The following is an 18,172-nucleotide window of genomic DNA, read 5'->3' on the forward strand; positions in this document are numbered from 1 at the left end:
TTAGGCCTTGGTTAAAAATTCATCGAGGTTCATAATGGCATTGGCAACCACAGTCAAAGCAGCCAGTTCTGCCGTTGGGTTCTCAGCAAAATGTAAAAATTGAAGTAAACCCTCCCTATCATTTTCAAATGCATTCAATGATGTTTTATAGAGCTCCCTTAATGCTTCCGATTTTTCCGTGGTTATTTTGGATAGCGTTGCCTTCTCATATCCAAGAGATAACTGTTCCCCAACCTCATCAAAAGTTTGCATGGTTTTAGCCAGATGGTATGAAGCTTCCAAATAAACAGGATCGTTAAGTGTGACCAATGCCTGTAAGGGGGTATTGGTGACCGTTCTTCGAATTGTACAAACTTCCCGGCTACCCGCATCAAAAGTTAAAAACGACGGGTATGGACTTGTTCTTTTTAAATAGGTGTATACAGCCCTTCTATAGCGATCTTCATCCTTGCTTTCAACCCATTTCTCTCCGCTATACACCGTTTGCCAAACGCCTTCGGGTTGTGGGGGCATCACCCCTGGGCCATACATTTTGCGACTCAGTAAACCGGACACGGCCAAGGCTTGATCTCGAATTTGCTCGGCACTTAAGCGCTGCCTGGGACCTCTGGCGTAGAGTTCATTTTCTGGATCTCTTTGATAGGTCTCTGGGGTTAACTTTGATTTTTGGCGATAGGTTCCGGATAAAACGATGTCTTTAACAAGGGATTTGATGCTCCATTGATGTTCATTCATAAACCGTAAAGCCAGCCAGTCCAGCAGCTCTGGATGTGATGGGAAATCGGATTGTGATCCTATGTCCTCAATGGTGGAAACAAGACCTCGTCCAAAGATTTGATGCCAAACCCGGTTTACCAAGGTTCTGGCAGTCAATGGATTCTTTTTGTCGACCAGCCATTTGGAAAAACCCAATCGGTCCTTGGACCAGGATTCGTTCCAAGAGTTCAAGGTGGAAGGCGTTGCAGGTTTCACCGTATCAGTCTGCAGTAGCCAATTCCCACGTTCAAAGACCTGTGTGGTTCTGGCCATATAGTCTGGACTTTCGGCCGTAATGGGCAGTGTTTGGGTTTCGAAATTGATCGCTTGGTCAAAAGCACTTTGAATTTTAGAAAAGCCGGGTTGATTCTGCCCAGGTAAATCAGGTAAAAAACCAAGCCAATAGATGTGTAGGGCGTTGGTCGTTTTGGGAACTTGGGGGTTACTTACTTTTATGTGAATGTTGATTGACCCGTCCACGCTTTGGATGGGGATTCGCTTGGTTATGGGTTTCTTGGTTTTATTCAAGGTAAATTGCGACAGGATTTCGCCTTCTGCGTTGTCTTTTCGAAAGGTAACAGCAGTGCCATTGTAATTGGAATGGTGATTGAAGTAGAGGGATGCTGCTCCATGGGTCCATACATTCTCCAACCTACAAGCACCCTTATCCCAGAGTACAACCGAGGCATGGTCGTCATAGGAACCGTTCACAAAGTCTTGCATTGCATGAGATTTGTGGACTGGCTCTCCATACCTTAAGAAGTTCTTGTAAACCTTAGCTGTATTTTGATCACCGTATTTAGACACCCAAGCGTTCAATTGATCCACTGATTCTTGTTGCTCAGCGGAATAAAAACGTAGAACTGGGGCTTCGTCCGGGGTATCCTCATCCCTGGTATTGTTGAAAAAGGCCATGAGATTATAATAGTCCTTTTGTTTGAAGGGGTCATAGGGGTGTCCGTGGCATTGCACACAGCCCATGGTTGTACTCTGCCAAACATCAAAAGTGGTGTTTACCCTGTCTATAATTGCCGCTACGCGAAATTCTTCGTCATCGGTTCCGCCTTCATCATTGTTCATGGTGTTGCGATGAAAGGCCGTAGCGATCAGCTGATCCATGGATGGGTTGGGCAATAAATCCCCTGCCAACTGCTCTATGGTAAATTGGTCATAGGGCATGTCGTTGTTCAATGCTTTGATGACCCAGTCCCTGTATTGCCACATGCTGCGTCCCAAGTCTTTTTCATACCCTTTTGTATCCGCATAGCGGGCCATGTCCAACCACCAACTTGCCCATTTTTCACCGTAAGAATTCTGGGCCAAAAGACTGTCCACCATGGCGCCATAAGACCAACTTCCAGATTCAAGTTTTTGTACTAGGGAAGCACTTGGAGGCAATCCCGTAACGTCCAAGGCCACTCTTCGCGCCAATATATGGTTAGCTGCTGGAGGACTTGGGTCAATCCCTTCTTTTTTTAATTGCTGGAGAATGAATTGATCTATACCATTTTTGGCGAAGGTTTTAATTTCATTAGAAAACCCAGCTTCCTCAGTGAGTTTAGGAAGTTCAACTTTTTCAGGAAGGGTGTAGGCCCAGTGTTCCCCCCACTTGGCACCTTGGTTCACCCATTGGGTCAATAAATCGATTTCTTCATCAGACAGTTTGGGTTTTTCATAGGGCATTCGAAGTTCGGGGTCTTCTTCTTTCAAGCGTTTTATGAATTCGCTTCCAGCAGCATTTCCCCGAATAATAGCAGGTTTGCCCGACTCGGTGTTTGCAAAAGCTTCTTCTTCAAACAAGAGGCTGAATCCTGCATTTTTTTTGACCCCGCCATGACAGGTAATGCAATGTTTGTTGAGGATGGGCTTTATTTGGGCACTGAAATTCACTTCTTCCGAAGGTTTGAGCAGATTCCACAATAAAACCAATGAAAATAACCCCAATGCTACCGCTATGCCGGATGTTACTTTCTTGCCCATTTTTATGTTCGGAATACGTTAAACGCTGTGAATCATAAATATAGGAAATTTAGAAAGTGATCTAGCTAAACTTCGCCGAACGACTTTTGAATGGCGCTGAACATAGATATGCCTCAGAAACTCGCCCTATTTTTGGGATGCAAAAAGTCCGTCTTCTCTTTTTTCCACCTTAAAAAGACCCAATTTGGAAAGATTTTTGGTGCTTTTGTCCCATTTTTTTCCACTTAGCCCCGCTTTTGATTTAAGATCTACTAAGGGCATTTCATCAACTGGTTTAAGAATATCCATGATGATTTTTTCCTCCTCCGTAAGCTCTACCTGCTTTTTCTCAGGCCGCATTTGTGGGAAGAACAATACCTCCTGAATGGATGAATTATTGGTCATCAGCATTACCAAACGATCAATTCCGATTCCGATCCCGGAAGTTGGGGGCATGCCATATTCCAGGGCACGTAAAAAATCCTGGTCAATGAACATGGCCTCGTCATCTCCTTTTTCAGAAAGTTTGAGTTGATCCTCAAAACGTTCCCGTTGATCAATAGGGTCGTTCAACTCGGAATAGGCATTGGCCAACTCTTTGCCATTGACCATCAGCTCAAAGCGTTCCGTAAGGGCTGGGTTGTCACGGTGCTCTTTTGTCAGCGGACTCATTTCTTTGGGATAATCGGTAATAAAGGTGGGCTGAACGTAGTGGTGTTCACACTTTTCCCCAAAAATCTCATCAATGAGTTTACCTACGCCCATGGTTTCATCCACTTCAATATCGAGTTTTTGGGCAACTTCCCTAAGCTGTGTCTCGTCCATTCCTGCCACCTCGTAGCCTGTATGTATTTTAATGGCTTCCAAAATAGGAACACGGGCATAAGGGGCCTTGAACTCAATTTCATTATCCCCAACGGTGACCTTGGTGCTTCCATTGGCATCCAGGGCAATTTTCTCCAACAACTGTTCGGTGGTTTCCATCATCCAATTGTAGTCTTTATAGGCTACGTAGAGTTCCATTACCGTAAACTCTGGATTATGGGTTCGATCCATGCCCTCGTTTCTAAAATCCTTGGAGAATTCATATACCCCATCAAAGCCACCTACGATAAGCCTTTTGAGATAAAGTTCATTGGCAATCCTGAGGTACAACGGAATGTTCAGAGCATTGTGGTGCGTCAAAAACGGACGCGCCGCGGCTCCACCGGGAATAGGCTGTAAAATGGGAGTTTCCACTTCCAAATAGCCTCTTTCGTTGTAGAATTCACGGATGCTGTTGGTGATTTTGGTTCGCTTGATAAAGGTTTCCTTTACAGACGGATTGACCACCAAATCCACATATCGTTGACGATAGCGAAGTTCTGGGTCATTGAATTCATCAAACACCTTTCCATCGGCATCCACTTTGGGCAATGGCAGGGGCCGAAGCGCTTTGCTCAATAGGCTGAAATTTTTCACCATTACGGTCTTTTCACCTACTTGGGTGGTAAATAGTTCGCCCTCAATACCGATGATGTCCCCTATGTCCAATAGTTTTTTATAGACCTCGTTATACTGAGTTTTGTCATCTCCAATACAAATTTCATCTCGATTGAAATAAACTTGGACACGACCCTCACTATCTTGCAACTCGGCAAAAGAGGCTTTTCCTTGGATTCGCCTTGACATCAGTCTACCGGAAATCACCACCTTCTTTCCCTCTGCAAAATCGTCTTTGATGCTTTTGGAAGTGGCATCAACTGGATAAAGTGCGGCCGGGTATGGGTTAATTCCCAATTCCCTTAGCTTTGATAATTTTTCCCTTCGAACGATTTCCTGTTCCGATAGTTGCATAGTCTATAAAAAATTAAAGCGCAAAATTACACTTTTGCGCTTTAATTCCTTACTTCGACCCGCTTATTGTGGCATAATTGGGGGTATAGGGTTGGCCACTTAGAATTTGGGCCATGTCTTCTTCCAAAGAATCAATGGGACTTTCCACGATTCGGTTGACCTCTTTTCCATTTTTATAAAAAAGCATGGTTGGTACCCTGATAATGTTTAAACCTCTTTCTTCTCCTGTTGGACTGGTTTTTACTTTCCCTTTTCTACGATCCAAGGCCACTAAGTCAATATTTTCCATAGGAAAACCTGCTGTTTCAAGGATTTTAAGAAAGCGGGGAACCTCCCTTTTACTATCGCCACACCATGTGCCCAAAAACAGTTTAAGGTGACAATCTTGCAAAGAAGTTTTAAAAAGATCCACCAGGGCGCTGTCCACCATATAAGATTCATGTCCGGATTGGAACCAGTCCTTATAGGGTTGAGTTTGGAGCCCTTCCATAGTTATCTTGCCCAATAAAAAGGATTTCCCATTTTCCAAATGAACTTCTTCGTTAAAGGTTTGGGAGCTCAGTACTCCAGTACAAAACAACAGAAGTGCTAAAAATGTACATTTCATGATTTTCGAATTTAAAGTTGCTCCGAAAATGGCCCATTTTCTGCTTAGGTCTTATGTGAAAGGGTTGGAATTGGGGTCTAGACCCAGGGTGGATTTTTACTTTTTGAATCGCGCAACAACTTCTTGTCTGGAGGATACGTCCAACTTTTTGTAGAGATTGTTGATGTGTGTTTTGATTGTGCTTAGGCTGACAAACATCTCGGCCGCAATCTCCTTGTTGCTTCGGTCGTTGAGGATGTATTGAACAATTTTTTGTTCTTGGGAAGTGAGTTTTTGCAACAATTGCCGTTTTTGCTTTTTAGTTTTGGACTGGTTTCGAAACACTAGATAAACATTGAGTCCAAGAGAAAACACCAGTAGGCCGGTTAAGATCCATTTCCAACTCCACGCATCACCGTTACGGAAAGAGACCAGATGTTGATCCGAAATAATTTCAGCTTCGTACTGCTGGGCAAAGCCCGTATTGGGATAGCTGCTCTTCAATCTAGATAGCAAATCAGTGTAGTAAGCATTGCCCGAAATGTCCAACAGATAATGACTGTAGGTCTCGTTTCTTTTATCCGATAGGAAATCATAGATATACAGTTCGGCCAGTGGCTCTTCCGTTGATTGCCCAAAGTCTTGGAGCTTTCCAAACCATTTATCTGAGTTTAGCTTTTGGTTGGCCTCGCTTCTAAATTCCATGAAATCGAAAATCATTTCCTCCTTTAAGGCTTCGATATCGAGAATTAATGAAGATTTGGGATTGGTGGAATTTACGGTGCAAAGGGTCTGATGCCCAAAGGAGGTGGGAAAATGCAGTGTGTCTCTGTTGTTTGCAATAAATAAAACACTTTGGCTGCTATTGCACTGTCCTAAAAAATGTTGCGAATTGGTATTTTCTGAGCATCCGTCCAAGTGAATTCGGTATATCCTATTTTCATTCAGAAGGTTGTTCCCCTCAAAATTAAATTGGCCCAATGAATCCACAGCTACCTTTCTGATAATTTGCTCCAAATACACCCGGGAAGATTTACGATAATCTTCCACTAAGGACAAATAGACCATGTTACTCGCATTTTCCTTGGATAGTTCACCAGAAAAATGGTATTGTCCCATAACAGCAAAGCTGCTCAACAAAAAAACTAAAAATGCAAAAGCACGCATAGAAGACTAATGGATATTAAAAATAGTGGTTTTGTGTAACAAAATGGGCAAATAAGCTACCTATAAGTATCATCAATCATTAATCAAGATCATGAGTTTCTGGCGTGTTTTATTGGCTATAATTTTTCCCCCTTTGTCAGTCATCGGAAAAGGTTGTGGATCTTTTGTTATTGTATTACTTTTAACCCTTTGCGGCTGGGTTCCTGGAGTTATTGGGGCACTGGTCATCCTAAATAACACTAACTAAAGTCACTTCCATGAAAAAAATCCAGTTTTGGGCCTGTGCCATTGTACTTGCCTTGATCTCCTCTTGCAATTTTACAGAAGAAATTTTTTTGAACGAAGACGGAACGGGCAAGCTGTCCATCAATTTTGATGGTTCTGAACTTATGGAAATGGCCGGGGAGGAAATGAAAAAATCCAATGAAAAACCTGTGGATTCCTTGATTTCCTTTAAAGACCTGTTGGAAGAAAAAAAAGACAGCATCTCACAATTATCACCTGAGGAACAGGCGAAATTGAAGAAATTGGAACCTTTTAAAATGCATATGGTCATGAACCCGGAAAAAAAGGTGATGAAATTTGATCTATTCAGCGAGTTCAAAAAAATAGAGGAAGTCAACGATGCATTCAATGCCTTCCAAGGAGCCAGTTCTTTTGGCCCAGGAAGTGGGCAGGAGCAGCCGGGGGGTTTAGGGTCTGAGGAACCTACAACTGAGGTAACCTACTCCTACGCCAAGAATACCTTCAACAGAAAAGCCAAGATCATAGATCAAGTACTTTTCCAACAAAGTTTGGACAGTATGCAAGGAGCCGAAATGTTCCTTTCCGGGTCTACTTATACCTTAAAATATAATTTTCCGCGAAGGGTTAAATCTACCAATGTGGAAGGCGCTACTTTTAGTGCCGATGGCAAAACGCTGTTCTACGAGGTTGGATTTATGGATTTGATGAAAGATCCGTCCTCTTTGGATTTGGAAGTAGAGCTGGAAGATTAGCCCGCTGTGCAGGGTCTTCGTATCTTTGCAGGATGAACAAGAAAGTTATTCTTCAGGATTTAGGACTCAAAGATTACAAGGAAACTTGGGATTATCAGGAAGAATTGTTCCAAGAAATTGTAGATCAAAAAATCCAAAATAGGAGAAACGGCACCCAAGAGCCAACCCAGAACCATTTTCTATTTGTGGAACATCCCCATGTGTACACTTTGGGTAAAAGTGGGAACATGGACAACCTTTTGGTGAACGAAGCCCAATTAAAGGCCAAAGAGGCATCATTTTATAAGATCAATAGAGGAGGTGATATCACCTATCATGGGCCTGGACAAATTGTGGGGTATCCCATTTTAGATTTGGACAATTTTTTTACAGATATTCATAAGTACCTTCGACTTTTGGAGGAAATGGTGATTTTAACGTTGGCGGAGTATGGGCTGAAGTGTGAACGCTCCGAAGGGGAAACTGGAGTTTGGCTTGATGTTGGTACTCCTTTTGCCCGAAAGATTTGCGCCATGGGTGTGCGCGCAAGTAGATGGGTAACCATGCACGGTTTTGCCTTGAACATAAATGCCAATCTAGGGTATTTTGACCTTATGATTCCCTGCGGGATCAAGGACAAAGCAGTTACCTCCTTGAATGTGGAGTTGGGTCAAAAAACGGTGGACATGGATGAGGTAAAGGGTAAACTTTTAAAGCACTTTGAACATCTTTTTGAGGCTGAATTAAGTCAAGCCAAAGTGGTCAGTTGAAGGGGCCGTTTTGGGCAGCATCCCCATCATCTTCATCCCCTGTATCATTGACTACAATGCCATTTCCGTTGGTGTCTACGCCATTTCCAGGTGTACTGTCAGGATCGGGAGCTCCACTTTTTGTGACTTCTGCAATAACTATTGCATTTTCTTTTGTAACATATTTGGTAATTATACTTAGCACCTTGCCTTTATAGGGTACCGCTTCACCCACCTTCCAAATACCGGTTATGGGATCAAAATCGTATTTGTTTGGATTGAAACTGGATAATTCCAGTCCGGATTCGAGGGTTATCTTAACCTCCACGCCTTGGACCGCTTCCTCTCCCATGTTTTTTACTGTGATATTAAATAGGGCAGGATCTCCCAGCAAAGATGTGGGCAGCACATGGACATCAAGTTCCAAATCCTGGGCTGCTAGTATCCCGAAACTTGAGAATAAAAGAACAAGAATTATACAAAATTTAGTTTTTTTCATAATGGTGCATTGAAATTCTAAAATTGTTAGTGAACCCGGCTCATTTGAACCATATATAGAACCGTTAAAATATCTGGGGTGCAAGTGGTATAATTGAATTGGAACCGGTTCAATCCTTCAATAACATCGTCCGTTTGATCTAAATATACTCCTTTTCGGGAATAGAAGTGGGTATGGATATTATCCCCCAGAGTAACTCCTGAAAGCCTAAAATAGTTAAGCGGACCGCCTCTCCCGGTAGGGACAACACAAGCGCTTACAGTTCCTTTATGCGTGTCATAATCACCATTGTCAAAATCAAATCGAAGATCGAAGGTGGCATTTAAATGACCAGCAGGTACATTTTCGAAACTAACCCTTAGTGTACCAGAAACATCATAATCTATGAGGTGGGAGATAGTGGATACATCCACTTCCCATGTTCCAATAAGACAACCATCCAGGGTTCCTTCCGTTCCACTGCAACAATCTGCTTTGGCCGTAAGTTCATAAGGTATGGTCAAATCCCCAATACCTTCGGTTTCGAGATGGGAAATCATAACGGTAACGTCCATGGGTGAAAAGCAGTGCCCAGAAAGCTCCACTGGTGAATCCCAGTTTCGGATTTCACCGCCCATTGGAGGCATCAGTGAGGAATAGAAAGTACCTTCTGAGCCAATGGGGGGACGCAGTTTAACATTAAAGCCCGTTGGGACCTCAATGTTGAACACCTCCCGCTGTCCAAAATTTATACCTCTGGGGATGCTAATGTTCTCTTTGTCCGGTTCCAGAACAAAATCCGAATCTGGAATCATACCGGAACCAGGAATGGGATTGCCCGTACCCGAATCTTTTAGATACCGCATGGTAAAATCATATAAAAAATTATGGAATAGTTCATCAAATCCTATGGATTTCAAATAGTTCATGCGGGCTTTTATGGTCTTCAGTCCGGCAAGTGCGTTCATCAATTCTACGACGGATGCTTTTCCATTTTCCTTTGCATAATAATACCACAAAACATAAGCGTTGTACGGTTGGGTAAAAAGGCGGTTGAAATCATAGGTCATGGCGTACATGTGTTCCTGATCGGCAGTTTTATAAGCCTCAGACGACAAGAACTCGGCTACACTTTCATCCCACCAGGCATCCAGATCTTCGGCCAAACTGGCTGTTTTGGGCACGTTTTCTTCTACAAAACAATGCCCAATCTCGTGGGCAAATATTTGTTTTCTGGATTCTCTGGATTCCTCGCTAAGGGTTGGTACCCCGGAGCGCATCCAACATTGATCTTCTTTGTACACCCAAAATTTTTCTCCAGCTGTTTCCCCATAGTCAACATCGTTTAGAATGTAATGGAGGGATTTGTCCATGGTTCCATACTCCACATAAGTCCTCCTTGATTGGGTAATAGCGGCCATGGCATCTTCGATCAAGCGCATCCTTGGACCTCCTGTATCCGGATGCCAACTCCGTGGGGTAACCACATAGTCTTTGCCGTTTTCATGGTGAAATACCCAACAATCCTGCCCGCCCACACCAGAACCCACATCTTCTTTTAGGTAAATGGCCAAAAGTTCCTGTGGGCCATCATCTCCTTCAATGATGGGTCTTTCTGCCAAGTCAGAACATCTTGTCACACGATATTGTGCGGAAGTTGGTAAAACAAAAAAACCACAAAGGAATAGAATTGGCAATTTCAGATGTTTGACAATTTTTTTTACTACTGATGGTTTCATGATTTGCTCAATTTTGTTGGCGGCTACATATGGTGTTTGTTGTTTAGGATTTTCCCGTTGAGAGGGCCGAAAAGGTGATGCACTGGTTCTTGTATGATCTTATTTACTTAAGCCAGTGAGCTGCATACTACCCATAAGCTTTCCGTTTTGGTTGTAACTTTCTTGTTTTACTATGCCCACGTCTTCAGCTAACCACATGCGCGAGGAAAAGGTCTGGGTTCCAACCATCATTTTGGTTTTGGTGTCACTATATACCACATAACAATCAAAGGAGCCTGCAGGAGTGGTTACATTTTCCTTTTTCTCCACCTTCCGGTTCACTTGCTCCACTTTCATATTTACATTAAAAGCGCCACCTAAACTCCCGCTTACATTCACGTAGGCATCAGCAAGTTCTTGGCCTACACTTAACTTGTTTGGTAATTCTATGTCATGCCCGGTAATATCAACTTCGGTACCGCCAAATTGCCCCATCATTTGCTGGTTCATCAGGGATTCAAAATCAATTATAACCTTATCTCCGCGGCATGTCAAATCGTAATTGGAAGTGAACACACCTCCCTTTTTAGCCTTGAGTTCCATGGACATAGTTGCTTTGGTTTCCCCACTACTTTCCTGCACATCAATAACTTTGTATTCCACAGTGCTGTCCTCTTTTCCTTTTTTATTAAAAGAGGTGTAGGTCATGGACACGCCTTCCACCATGGGATAATACTTACTACAGTTGGATTGGGCGGAAACCATTGGGGCCATCAATCCGAAGCAAATGGCAACTAAAAAAAGATTTTTCATTATTGGATTTTTTACTGTCTTATAAATTCAACTCTTCTGTTTTGCGCTTTGCCATCCGGACTGTTGTTGTCAGCAACAGGTTCAGTTTCCCCTTTACCATCCACGGTCAATCTGTTGCCATTTACTCCGTAAACGGACACCAGTGCATTTTTTACCGATGCCGCCCGCTTCTTTGAGAGCGCCATATTATTTGCATCACCACCGTCGCTATCGGTATGCCCCACAATTTTTAGGTTGATGGATCCATCTTGCTGCATCACCTGGTAGATTTGTCGAATAATACCCATGGATTCAGGCTTGATGTTGGCGGAACCCGTATCAAACAAGATTCCATTGGTTGAGATTTTCCCTTCTGCAATCAGTTTTCTGCGAAGGTCAACGCCTCCTTCAGCTACCTTAAGATTGGAAATGAAAACTTTCTCCTTTCCATCCGCAAAGCCGTTGGCAAGGAATTTTACGGTGTGAATTACTGCTCCAGGGGCCACCAATCTTGGAACATCAATATATTTCACTTCGTTTACCCACAATCTAAACCGCTGTTTGTTTACGGCTATGGAAATGTGCGGGTTCTCCAGAACTACATCCCTTAGGTCCGCCTTGACCGTGCTTCTTATTTCCCTTTTTCCGTTGATGTTGTTCTGTACGGTAACCCCAATGGCCGCATACTGACAAAATGGAATTTCGGCATAGGCGTTGTTACTACCGGGTTTAAATGCGTCATCATTACTTAGGGTAATGGCCACTTTTGCTGTCGAAGAGGTTTTCCTATCCAGACCCACTGCAGCTAGATCGAACTCAATGGTATACTCTTCGGGTAGTTGCGGTACATTGGGTATGTAATAAATGTTGAAGCCTGATTTTAGCTCCAACCACTTTTGTGGTGAATCTCCCAAAGTCACGATTTCGCCACCTGCATTGGTGTTCCATTTAGAAGGAAAGTCTCCAATAAAATCGTTGCCAAAATCATCAAAGAACAGTTGTTTGTCTCCTGGGACATAATCAAACTTACTGTAGACTTCTATGGTTTTTGGACCTGAAGCTGGAGAATTGGAGTTTGGAGAACCTCCGGTTTGGTTGCCTTGATCGTTTTGACCTCCTTGATTGGGTGGTGTGTTTCCTGGGGCTTGTTTCTTGCCCTTGGAGCCTGGTTCCAGAATACTGTCAAGAGCTTGATCGGTTTTTTCTGAGGTTTCTTTATCAACGCGTCGTTCTATAGTACGTTCAGCAGCTCTTTCTGCACGTTTGCCAAGTTTTTTTAATAATTGGGCATTGCCGCTCAGGCAAAACCCAAATACGAGGACAAAACCCAATAGGATTTTGCCAGGGGATGAGGTTTTCATTGCTATAGTGTTTTGATAATGTGTCTTTTAAGTTAAAAGATCCACTAGAAAACTACAAAAGTTATCCCCTTAATTGAGAACAAGATGTGTGATCTGTCCAAACTTATGTATAAGCTGCAATTGGGAGCTTTAATTGATCCTATAGACGATGATGGAATTTTCTTGATCCTTGGCCACGAGTTCCAACCTTTTGTCGTTGTCCATATCTACCATATCTATTAGGGAGTTCCCGAAAACAGGGAAGTTGGGAATAGATTTGGCTTGACTGTCAAATAGATAGATTTTTTGACTTTGGATGTCGGTAACACTCACATAAATCTTATCGTAGATATAGAAAATTTTGGGTTGGGTATACACACCAAGTTCCAACTCCACCTTTTTTCCTTTGATGGTTAGTACGTTGTCATCCATGAACACCAATGTTTTGCTAGTGGTGTACATTCCGTGATCCTGTCTAAGATTAAAATTGGTGCTGGTGAGTTTTCCCCGGGCATCTATTTGATGAAGTACTCCTTTTTTATTAGTGACTGAAAACTTATTCTTATATAAAAAGACACCGTTGTTCGAGAAATCGATTTTTTCGGCCACTTTGATACGATCTCCCCCAGACCGGTGCAGGATTTTTAGCGTTTTGTCCTCTAACTGAAATACCAGATAGTCCTTATTTCCCATTCTAAAATGATTTGGAGCAGACAAAATGGGACTTTGTGCGCGGGTATAGGTGAAGCCATCCACAATGTTACCCCTATTGTTGTACATAAATACCTTTTCACCTTGGGTGACTACGAAGCGATAGTCTTTCCGGCCTTCATAGTCAAATACGGCTAGCGGGTTCAAATTTCCTCCTTCGTATTTCTTTTTAAAGGGAGGAACATCTTCCCCGTTTCGATCCACGATCATAAATTCGTTGCTGGTACAAAATGCTAACTGCAACCGTCCATTTTTGTAAATGTCCACCTGATGAATCTTACCTTGAATTCTCCCCTCCAACTGCTTTTTCCAAAGTACTTTCCCATCTGTGGAAATGAGGTGCAGTACATTGTTTTGATCTTGTACCACTACTTCATGTTTGTTGGTACGATGGTTTTTTACAAACTGTGGGTTAATGGCCAAATCGGTGTCAAGTTCCAAAGTGAACAGTGGTGTGACAGATTTTGAAGTAACGGTTTTGGCGATCTTGCCAATACTAATATTGGCATGGGAAAATCCATTGTCCGATACAAACTGGGCAGCGAAAGTATGATCCTTAAAGTTGGAAGCTTTGAACGCATCACTCACTGAAGGTACCAAGTCCTCTTCAGCAAAAGAATCTATTCCAGAGGCATCGGAGACAAACAGGATGCTGGATTCGTTGGCCAGTGTTTCGGCCGCAGTCTTAAATGCAGCTGTATTGCCAAAAGTGGCACTGCTTTTATAATTGCTCAATACGGTTTGCAGCGCTTCCTTTTTCTCTGAAAAGACAAAAGTGTTCTCAAGAATGGTGCAAAAATTGGATTCAAAACCAGTTAGTAATGGATTAAATCCATCAGTCAAGAAATCCTTGGATTTTAAGGACAGGATCTCACTCCCTTGATAATTGGAAGTACCAGTTTTGTCATTATTTAGAAATTCAGAAATGCTTTCGGTGCCAAAAGAATTGAGAAGAACAACCTTATCATTGTTTACACGGATAATGCCTAGTTCCTCTATGGTGTTGAACAAGGAATCAGCAGGCTTCACTCTATTTAGATACTCATTCTGATTTTTTGCAAAGACGGAATAGTCATCAAAAGTGTAGGAAACCAAGGCCTGGGTGTTTTGCGGAGCAAATAGCTGGGTCTTATTGGCCAATGGACTGGTACCCTTAAAAAGATTGATGAAATTTTTAGTGGAATCGGAGGCCAGCGCAACGCCACTAAGACTAATTTGATCCGAGTTGGCCGAAAAATCCAGGGACAACCAATCCGAAAAAGCCTGTGTACGGTCTTGTTCCTCCTTGATCTGGGCTGCGGGCAGAGAGGAAGGTTCGTCCAAATGAACAAAAATTGTTGCGGATTTGGAAGGAGCTGATGTGCTGTACAATCGTTTAAGTAACCCACTGGCCGTATTGGGATTTGGGGTTCTAGCTACATTTTCTATTAGTATTTGGGAAGAGCTCAAATGCAAAACATCGTCCAACACAAGACTGAATATCGCTTGGTCGCCCAGTGTATATTTGGTGATGTTTTTGTTTTGATATGTCAAGGTCTCAACCGTGCGGTCACTAATGCTGTCCGCCGAAAAGGAAGTGGCATTCCGTTTCAAGGTAAAAACAAACTCGTGGTTGTCCTTTCCAACTTCATAAAAGGCTGCTAAACACTCAGCATCAGTGCTTAGGTGATTGAGTCCCTTTAATTTACTTTCCAAGTCTTGGTGAATTCCAAAACCCTTTGTTTTTTCCAAAAAAGCGCTGTTTTTCAATTCACTTTTAAAATTGGAGAGGTTATTGATCTTGATGATCAAACTGGAGTTGGGCAATAAATGACTCAACAAGGAATCGGTTGATTGCACTTCTGGCTTACAGCAAAGAAAGAATGGAGCAAGCAAATAGAGGAGTGCCTTATGTTTCATTTTTGAAGTTTGGAACAAATTTAGGTTTTTAGAGATCCAGAGTCAATTGTTCTGGAAGTTGTCTGAAGCTTTTTCTATGGTATTTGGTTAGACCAAATTGTCTTATCGCTTCGCGGTGCTCTTTGGTTGGGTATCCTTTATTCTTTTTCCAGTTGTACATGGGGTACTCTTCATGGATTTTTGCCATAAACTCATCTCTATAGGTTTTGGCCAATACGGAGGCCGCCGCTATACTCATAAACTTCCCATCACCTTTGATGATGCATTCATGCTCAATTTCCAAATAGGGCTTAAATCTATTTCCGTCTACCAAAATAAATCTTGGTGCGGTTTGCAATCCATCAAGAGCCCGGTGCATGGCCAAAATAGAGGCGTTCAAAATATTGATGCTATCGATTTCCTCTTCAAAAACGTGACAAACCGAATAGGAAACCGCTTCGCTTTCCAAAATCGGTCTCAGCTGTTCCCTTTTTAGCTCAGTAAGTTGCTTGGAATCGTTCAAGGTGCTATTCCGAAAACCCTCCGGTAGAATGATGGCCCCAGCGGTTACTGGCCCGGCCAAACAACCTCTGCCTGCCTCATCGGTACCGGCTTCATGTATAAATTTATAATGGCTTTTGAGCATGGTTGAAAATGGCACCGGTCATCTTGGGCCGTTGAAAACTAAGAAGAAATACCCTAAAAAAAAACCTTAGCTTTTCTGCAACTAAACTTTCACATTTCTTTAGAAACAAAACATATACCTTTGCTTGACCAATAGTACGGAATGAGATTTGTATTTTTTGCCCTACTCTTTACTGTGAATCTGTCTTTGTTTGCCCAACAGGATTCCGTTCCACCTCCAAAAAAGATAGATTCCCTGCCTACAAAACAGGACTCCATTCCCAAAGTTCAAAAATTAGATTCTTTAACTGTCAAGCTAGACTCCATTTCCTTGGCGAAAAAGTCGGATTCAATTCCTGTAAAACTGGATTCAATTTTGAAAACAAAGAAGTTGGACTCTGTTACCATGAAAAGAGATTCGGTCAAAAAACCCAAGAAGCTGGATTCCTTGGCAAAAAAGAAACCAGTGAAGAAAAAGAAACCAAAACTTAACAGGCCTCGGATACCGGAATTGGAAGAGGACACGGTCCGTATTGAAGATTACAAGGTGATTACCTATGCTAGGGACACGACTATTTTGGATACCACATTGACCATTAGAAAGGAATACAAATACAATTATCTGCGCAAGGATGATTTTGAACTGATGCCCTTTGAGAACATTGGGCGTCCATATAATGTTTTGGGAAGGACGTTCTCCAACAATTCGTACTATCCTCTTCTTGGGGCCACGGCGCGGCATGCCAATTATTTTGAAGTGAAAGACATTAATTATTACCATGTCCCCACGCCAATGACCGAGCTTATGTTCAAGACTACTTTGGAGCAGGGACAGTTACTGGATGCCCTGTTGGCTTTTAATTTTTCTGAACAATTTAGTGCTTCCATAGCTTATAAAGGGTTTAGGTCTTTGGGGAAATATAGGTTTGACCAAAACCAATCGGGCAACTTCAGGACTACCTTTAACTATGTCAACAAAAAGAACAATTATGCCATTCGGGGTCATATCGCGGCCCAAGATTTGGAATCTGAGGAAAATGGCGGACTGTTGCTTAGGGAGCAGTTTGAGAGCACAGAGACGGATGATTTTTCTGATCGTTCCCGAATAGATGTTGTATACACCAATGCCAACAATAGAATTCTGGGCAAACGGTATTATTTTGATCATCAGTGGAAGCTGTTCAATGTAAAAATGGATTCCACAAAGGGATTGCCCACCAGCTTGACTTTGGGTCATGAGTTCACCTACGAGACCAAATTTTATGATTTCACACAATCTTCCCAAAACAGTGCTTTTGGAAGTGATCCATTTGTAACGCCCATCGAGGATCGGGCACGATTAAAAACGATGTTCAACCAGGCAACAGCTCAATTTTCAAACCGTATTTTGGGAAAACTTACCGGAATGGTGAGCTTGTATAACTACAACTACTTTTTCAATAGCATTTTGGAAACTGATTCAGGTATTATTCAGAATAAATTGGAAGGAGAGGAGATAAGTGTTGGAGGAACCTATCTTAAAGATTTAGGAAGGCTAAGACTGAGTGGTGACCTCAATTATAATATATCTGGAGAATTGGCTGGAAATAGTTTTAACGCCAAGGTGGAATATCAAATGAACGACAACTATAAGATAACTGGTGGGATTCATGTTTCGTCCAGAATGCCGGATTTTAATTATTTGTTGTATCAGAGCGATTATAGGAATTACAATTGGCAAAACACCGCTACATTTGACAAACAACAAATACAGAATATAAGTTTTGGGATTGACTCAAAACTTTTGGGCCATTTGGAAGCAGAGTACAGTGCCATTGATAATTATACCTATTTCCAGTCTACTGCAACCCAAGAACAAATTGATAATGGAGAGGAAACCGCTTTTGTGAAACCGTTTCAGGAAGCGTCTACCGTAAATCATTTACGTGTAAAATATGTCAAGGAAGTTAAATGGCGAAGGTGGGCTTTGGCCAATACTGTCTTGTACCAAAATGTAACCCAGGACAATAATGTAATTAACGTGCCACAGGTGTTGACCAGGAACACCTTGTATTTTTCTAAGGATGTGTTTAAAAAAGCAATGTTTTTGCAAACAGGGGTAACATTTAAGTATTTTACTTCCTATAATATGAATGCATACAATCCACTGTTGGGTGAATTTTACATTCAAAACAATGAGGAGCTTGGAGGTTATCCACTGCTGGATTTCTTTATCAATGCAAAAGTTAGACAAACAAGGATTTATCTGAAGGCAGAACACTTTAATACTTTGTTTACTTCAGAACCCAATTATTACTCGGCTCCTAATTACCCTTATCGGGATTTTGTAATCCGTTTTGGTTTGGTTTGGAATTTCTTTTCATAAAGTTGGAATATTTATCGGATAATTCATTGTTGAAAAACAGCACGTTACAAAATCAGTCATTTTTTTGACAAAAAATATAGCCGAAACTATTTGCTGAGTAAAAATAACCTGTTTATATTTGCACCCGCTTAGCTGATAAGGCTGGGTTGATTTGAGGGGGGAATCGAGGGTCTTCGGGCCTGTTTTTTTCTTCTTTTTTTTGAAGTTCATTTGACATATTGTATAGACAGCGTAAA

Annotated in this window: 14 protein-coding genes; 4 read left to right on the forward strand and 10 right to left on the reverse strand. The window is 42.0% G+C overall.

The genetic code is table 11. The features are described 5' to 3' along the window. The 4 genes from FGG15_RS16375 to FGG15_RS16390 all read right to left on the reverse strand — a co-directional run bounded on the left by FGG15_RS16375 (position 1) and on the right by FGG15_RS16390 (position 6,304). Positions 1 to 2,736 carry a PSD1 and planctomycete cytochrome C domain-containing protein gene (locus FGG15_RS16375; protein WP_138838175.1) on the reverse strand — a complete coding sequence of 912 codons (2,736 nt, stop codon included), beginning with the start codon at positions 2,734 to 2,736 and terminating at the stop codon, positions 1 to 3. Positions 2,737 to 2,862: 126 nt separating this feature from the next. Continuing rightward, positions 2,863 to 4,551 (reverse strand): lysine--tRNA ligase, encoded by a 1,689-nt coding sequence (gene lysS, locus FGG15_RS16380; protein WP_138838177.1) that lies wholly within the window; start codon positions 4,549 to 4,551, stop codon positions 2,863 to 2,865. A gap of 49 nt (positions 4,552 to 4,600) precedes the next feature. Continuing rightward, entirely contained in the window at positions 4,601 to 5,158 is a 558-nt protein-coding gene (locus tag FGG15_RS16385) for a thioredoxin family protein (protein ID WP_138838179.1), read from the reverse strand. A 96-nt stretch (positions 5,159 to 5,254) separates the two neighbouring features. Then, positions 5,255 to 6,304: a response regulator transcription factor gene (locus tag FGG15_RS16390; protein WP_138838181.1), complete on the reverse strand. Its 1,050-nt coding sequence runs from the start codon at positions 6,302 to 6,304 to the stop codon at positions 5,255 to 5,257. 91 nt (positions 6,305 to 6,395) lie between these two features. On the opposite strand from FGG15_RS16390, the gene FGG15_RS16395 reads away from it, so the two are divergent. The 3 genes from FGG15_RS16395 to lipB are packed head-to-tail and all read left to right on the forward strand — an operon-like array spanning position 6,396 to position 8,051. Then, on the forward strand, positions 6,396 to 6,551 hold the full coding sequence (locus FGG15_RS16395; protein ID WP_116183855.1) for a YqaE/Pmp3 family membrane protein: 156 nt from the start codon (positions 6,396 to 6,398) through the stop codon (positions 6,549 to 6,551). A gap of 10 nt (positions 6,552 to 6,561) precedes the next feature. Beyond that, entirely contained in the window at positions 6,562 to 7,302 is a 741-nt protein-coding gene (locus FGG15_RS16400) for a hypothetical protein (protein WP_138838183.1), read from the forward strand. Between the two features lie 32 nt (positions 7,303 to 7,334). Further along, positions 7,335 to 8,051, forward strand: a complete 717-nt coding sequence (gene lipB, locus FGG15_RS16405) for a lipoyl(octanoyl) transferase LipB (protein ID WP_138838185.1) — start codon at positions 7,335 to 7,337, stop codon at positions 8,049 to 8,051. Here the strand turns inward: lipB and FGG15_RS16410 are convergent. The 6 genes from FGG15_RS16410 to FGG15_RS16435 form a co-directional block, all read right to left on the reverse strand. Then, positions 8,044 to 8,529 carry a DUF11 domain-containing protein gene (locus tag FGG15_RS16410; protein WP_138838187.1) on the reverse strand — a complete coding sequence of 162 codons (486 nt, stop codon included), beginning with the start codon at positions 8,527 to 8,529 and terminating at the stop codon, positions 8,044 to 8,046. The two genes, lipB and FGG15_RS16410, sit on opposite strands and share 8 nt — an antisense overlap. Positions 8,530 to 8,555: 26 nt before the next feature. Continuing rightward, positions 8,556 to 10,247 carry a hypothetical protein gene (locus FGG15_RS16415; protein ID WP_138838189.1) on the reverse strand — a complete coding sequence of 564 codons (1,692 nt, stop codon included), beginning with the start codon at positions 10,245 to 10,247 and terminating at the stop codon, positions 8,556 to 8,558. 99 nt (positions 10,248 to 10,346) lie between these two features. After that, positions 10,347 to 11,039 (reverse strand): TapB family protein, encoded by a 693-nt coding sequence (locus FGG15_RS16420; RefSeq protein ID WP_138838191.1) that lies wholly within the window; start codon positions 11,037 to 11,039, stop codon positions 10,347 to 10,349. Positions 11,040 to 11,050: 11 nt separating this feature from the next. Next, a complete protein-coding gene (locus FGG15_RS16425) occupies positions 11,051 to 12,379 on the reverse strand; it encodes an OmpA family protein (RefSeq protein WP_138838193.1) in 1,329 nt (442 codons plus the stop codon). Positions 12,380 to 12,508: 129 nt separating this feature from the next. After that, entirely contained in the window at positions 12,509 to 14,968 is a 2,460-nt protein-coding gene (locus FGG15_RS16430; protein ID WP_138838195.1) for a ribonuclease HII, read from the reverse strand. A gap of 28 nt (positions 14,969 to 14,996) precedes the next feature. Continuing rightward, on the reverse strand, positions 14,997 to 15,593 hold the full coding sequence (locus FGG15_RS16435) for a ribonuclease HII (protein WP_138838197.1): 597 nt from the start codon (positions 15,591 to 15,593) through the stop codon (positions 14,997 to 14,999). A gap of 141 nt (positions 15,594 to 15,734) precedes the next feature. Here FGG15_RS16435 and FGG15_RS16440 point away from each other — a divergent pair, with 141 nt between their 5' ends. After that, the gene (locus FGG15_RS16440; protein WP_138838199.1) at positions 15,735 to 17,936 is read left to right on the forward strand and encodes a putative porin; all 2,202 of its coding nucleotides are present in this window, start codon (positions 15,735 to 15,737) and stop codon (positions 17,934 to 17,936) included. The last annotated feature ends 236 nt before the right edge of the window (positions 17,937 to 18,172 follow it).

The organism is Flagellimonas algicola, assembly GCF_005937185.1.
In the GTDB taxonomy this organism is placed as follows: Bacteria; Bacteroidota; Bacteroidia; order Flavobacteriales; family Flavobacteriaceae; genus Flagellimonas; species Flagellimonas algicola.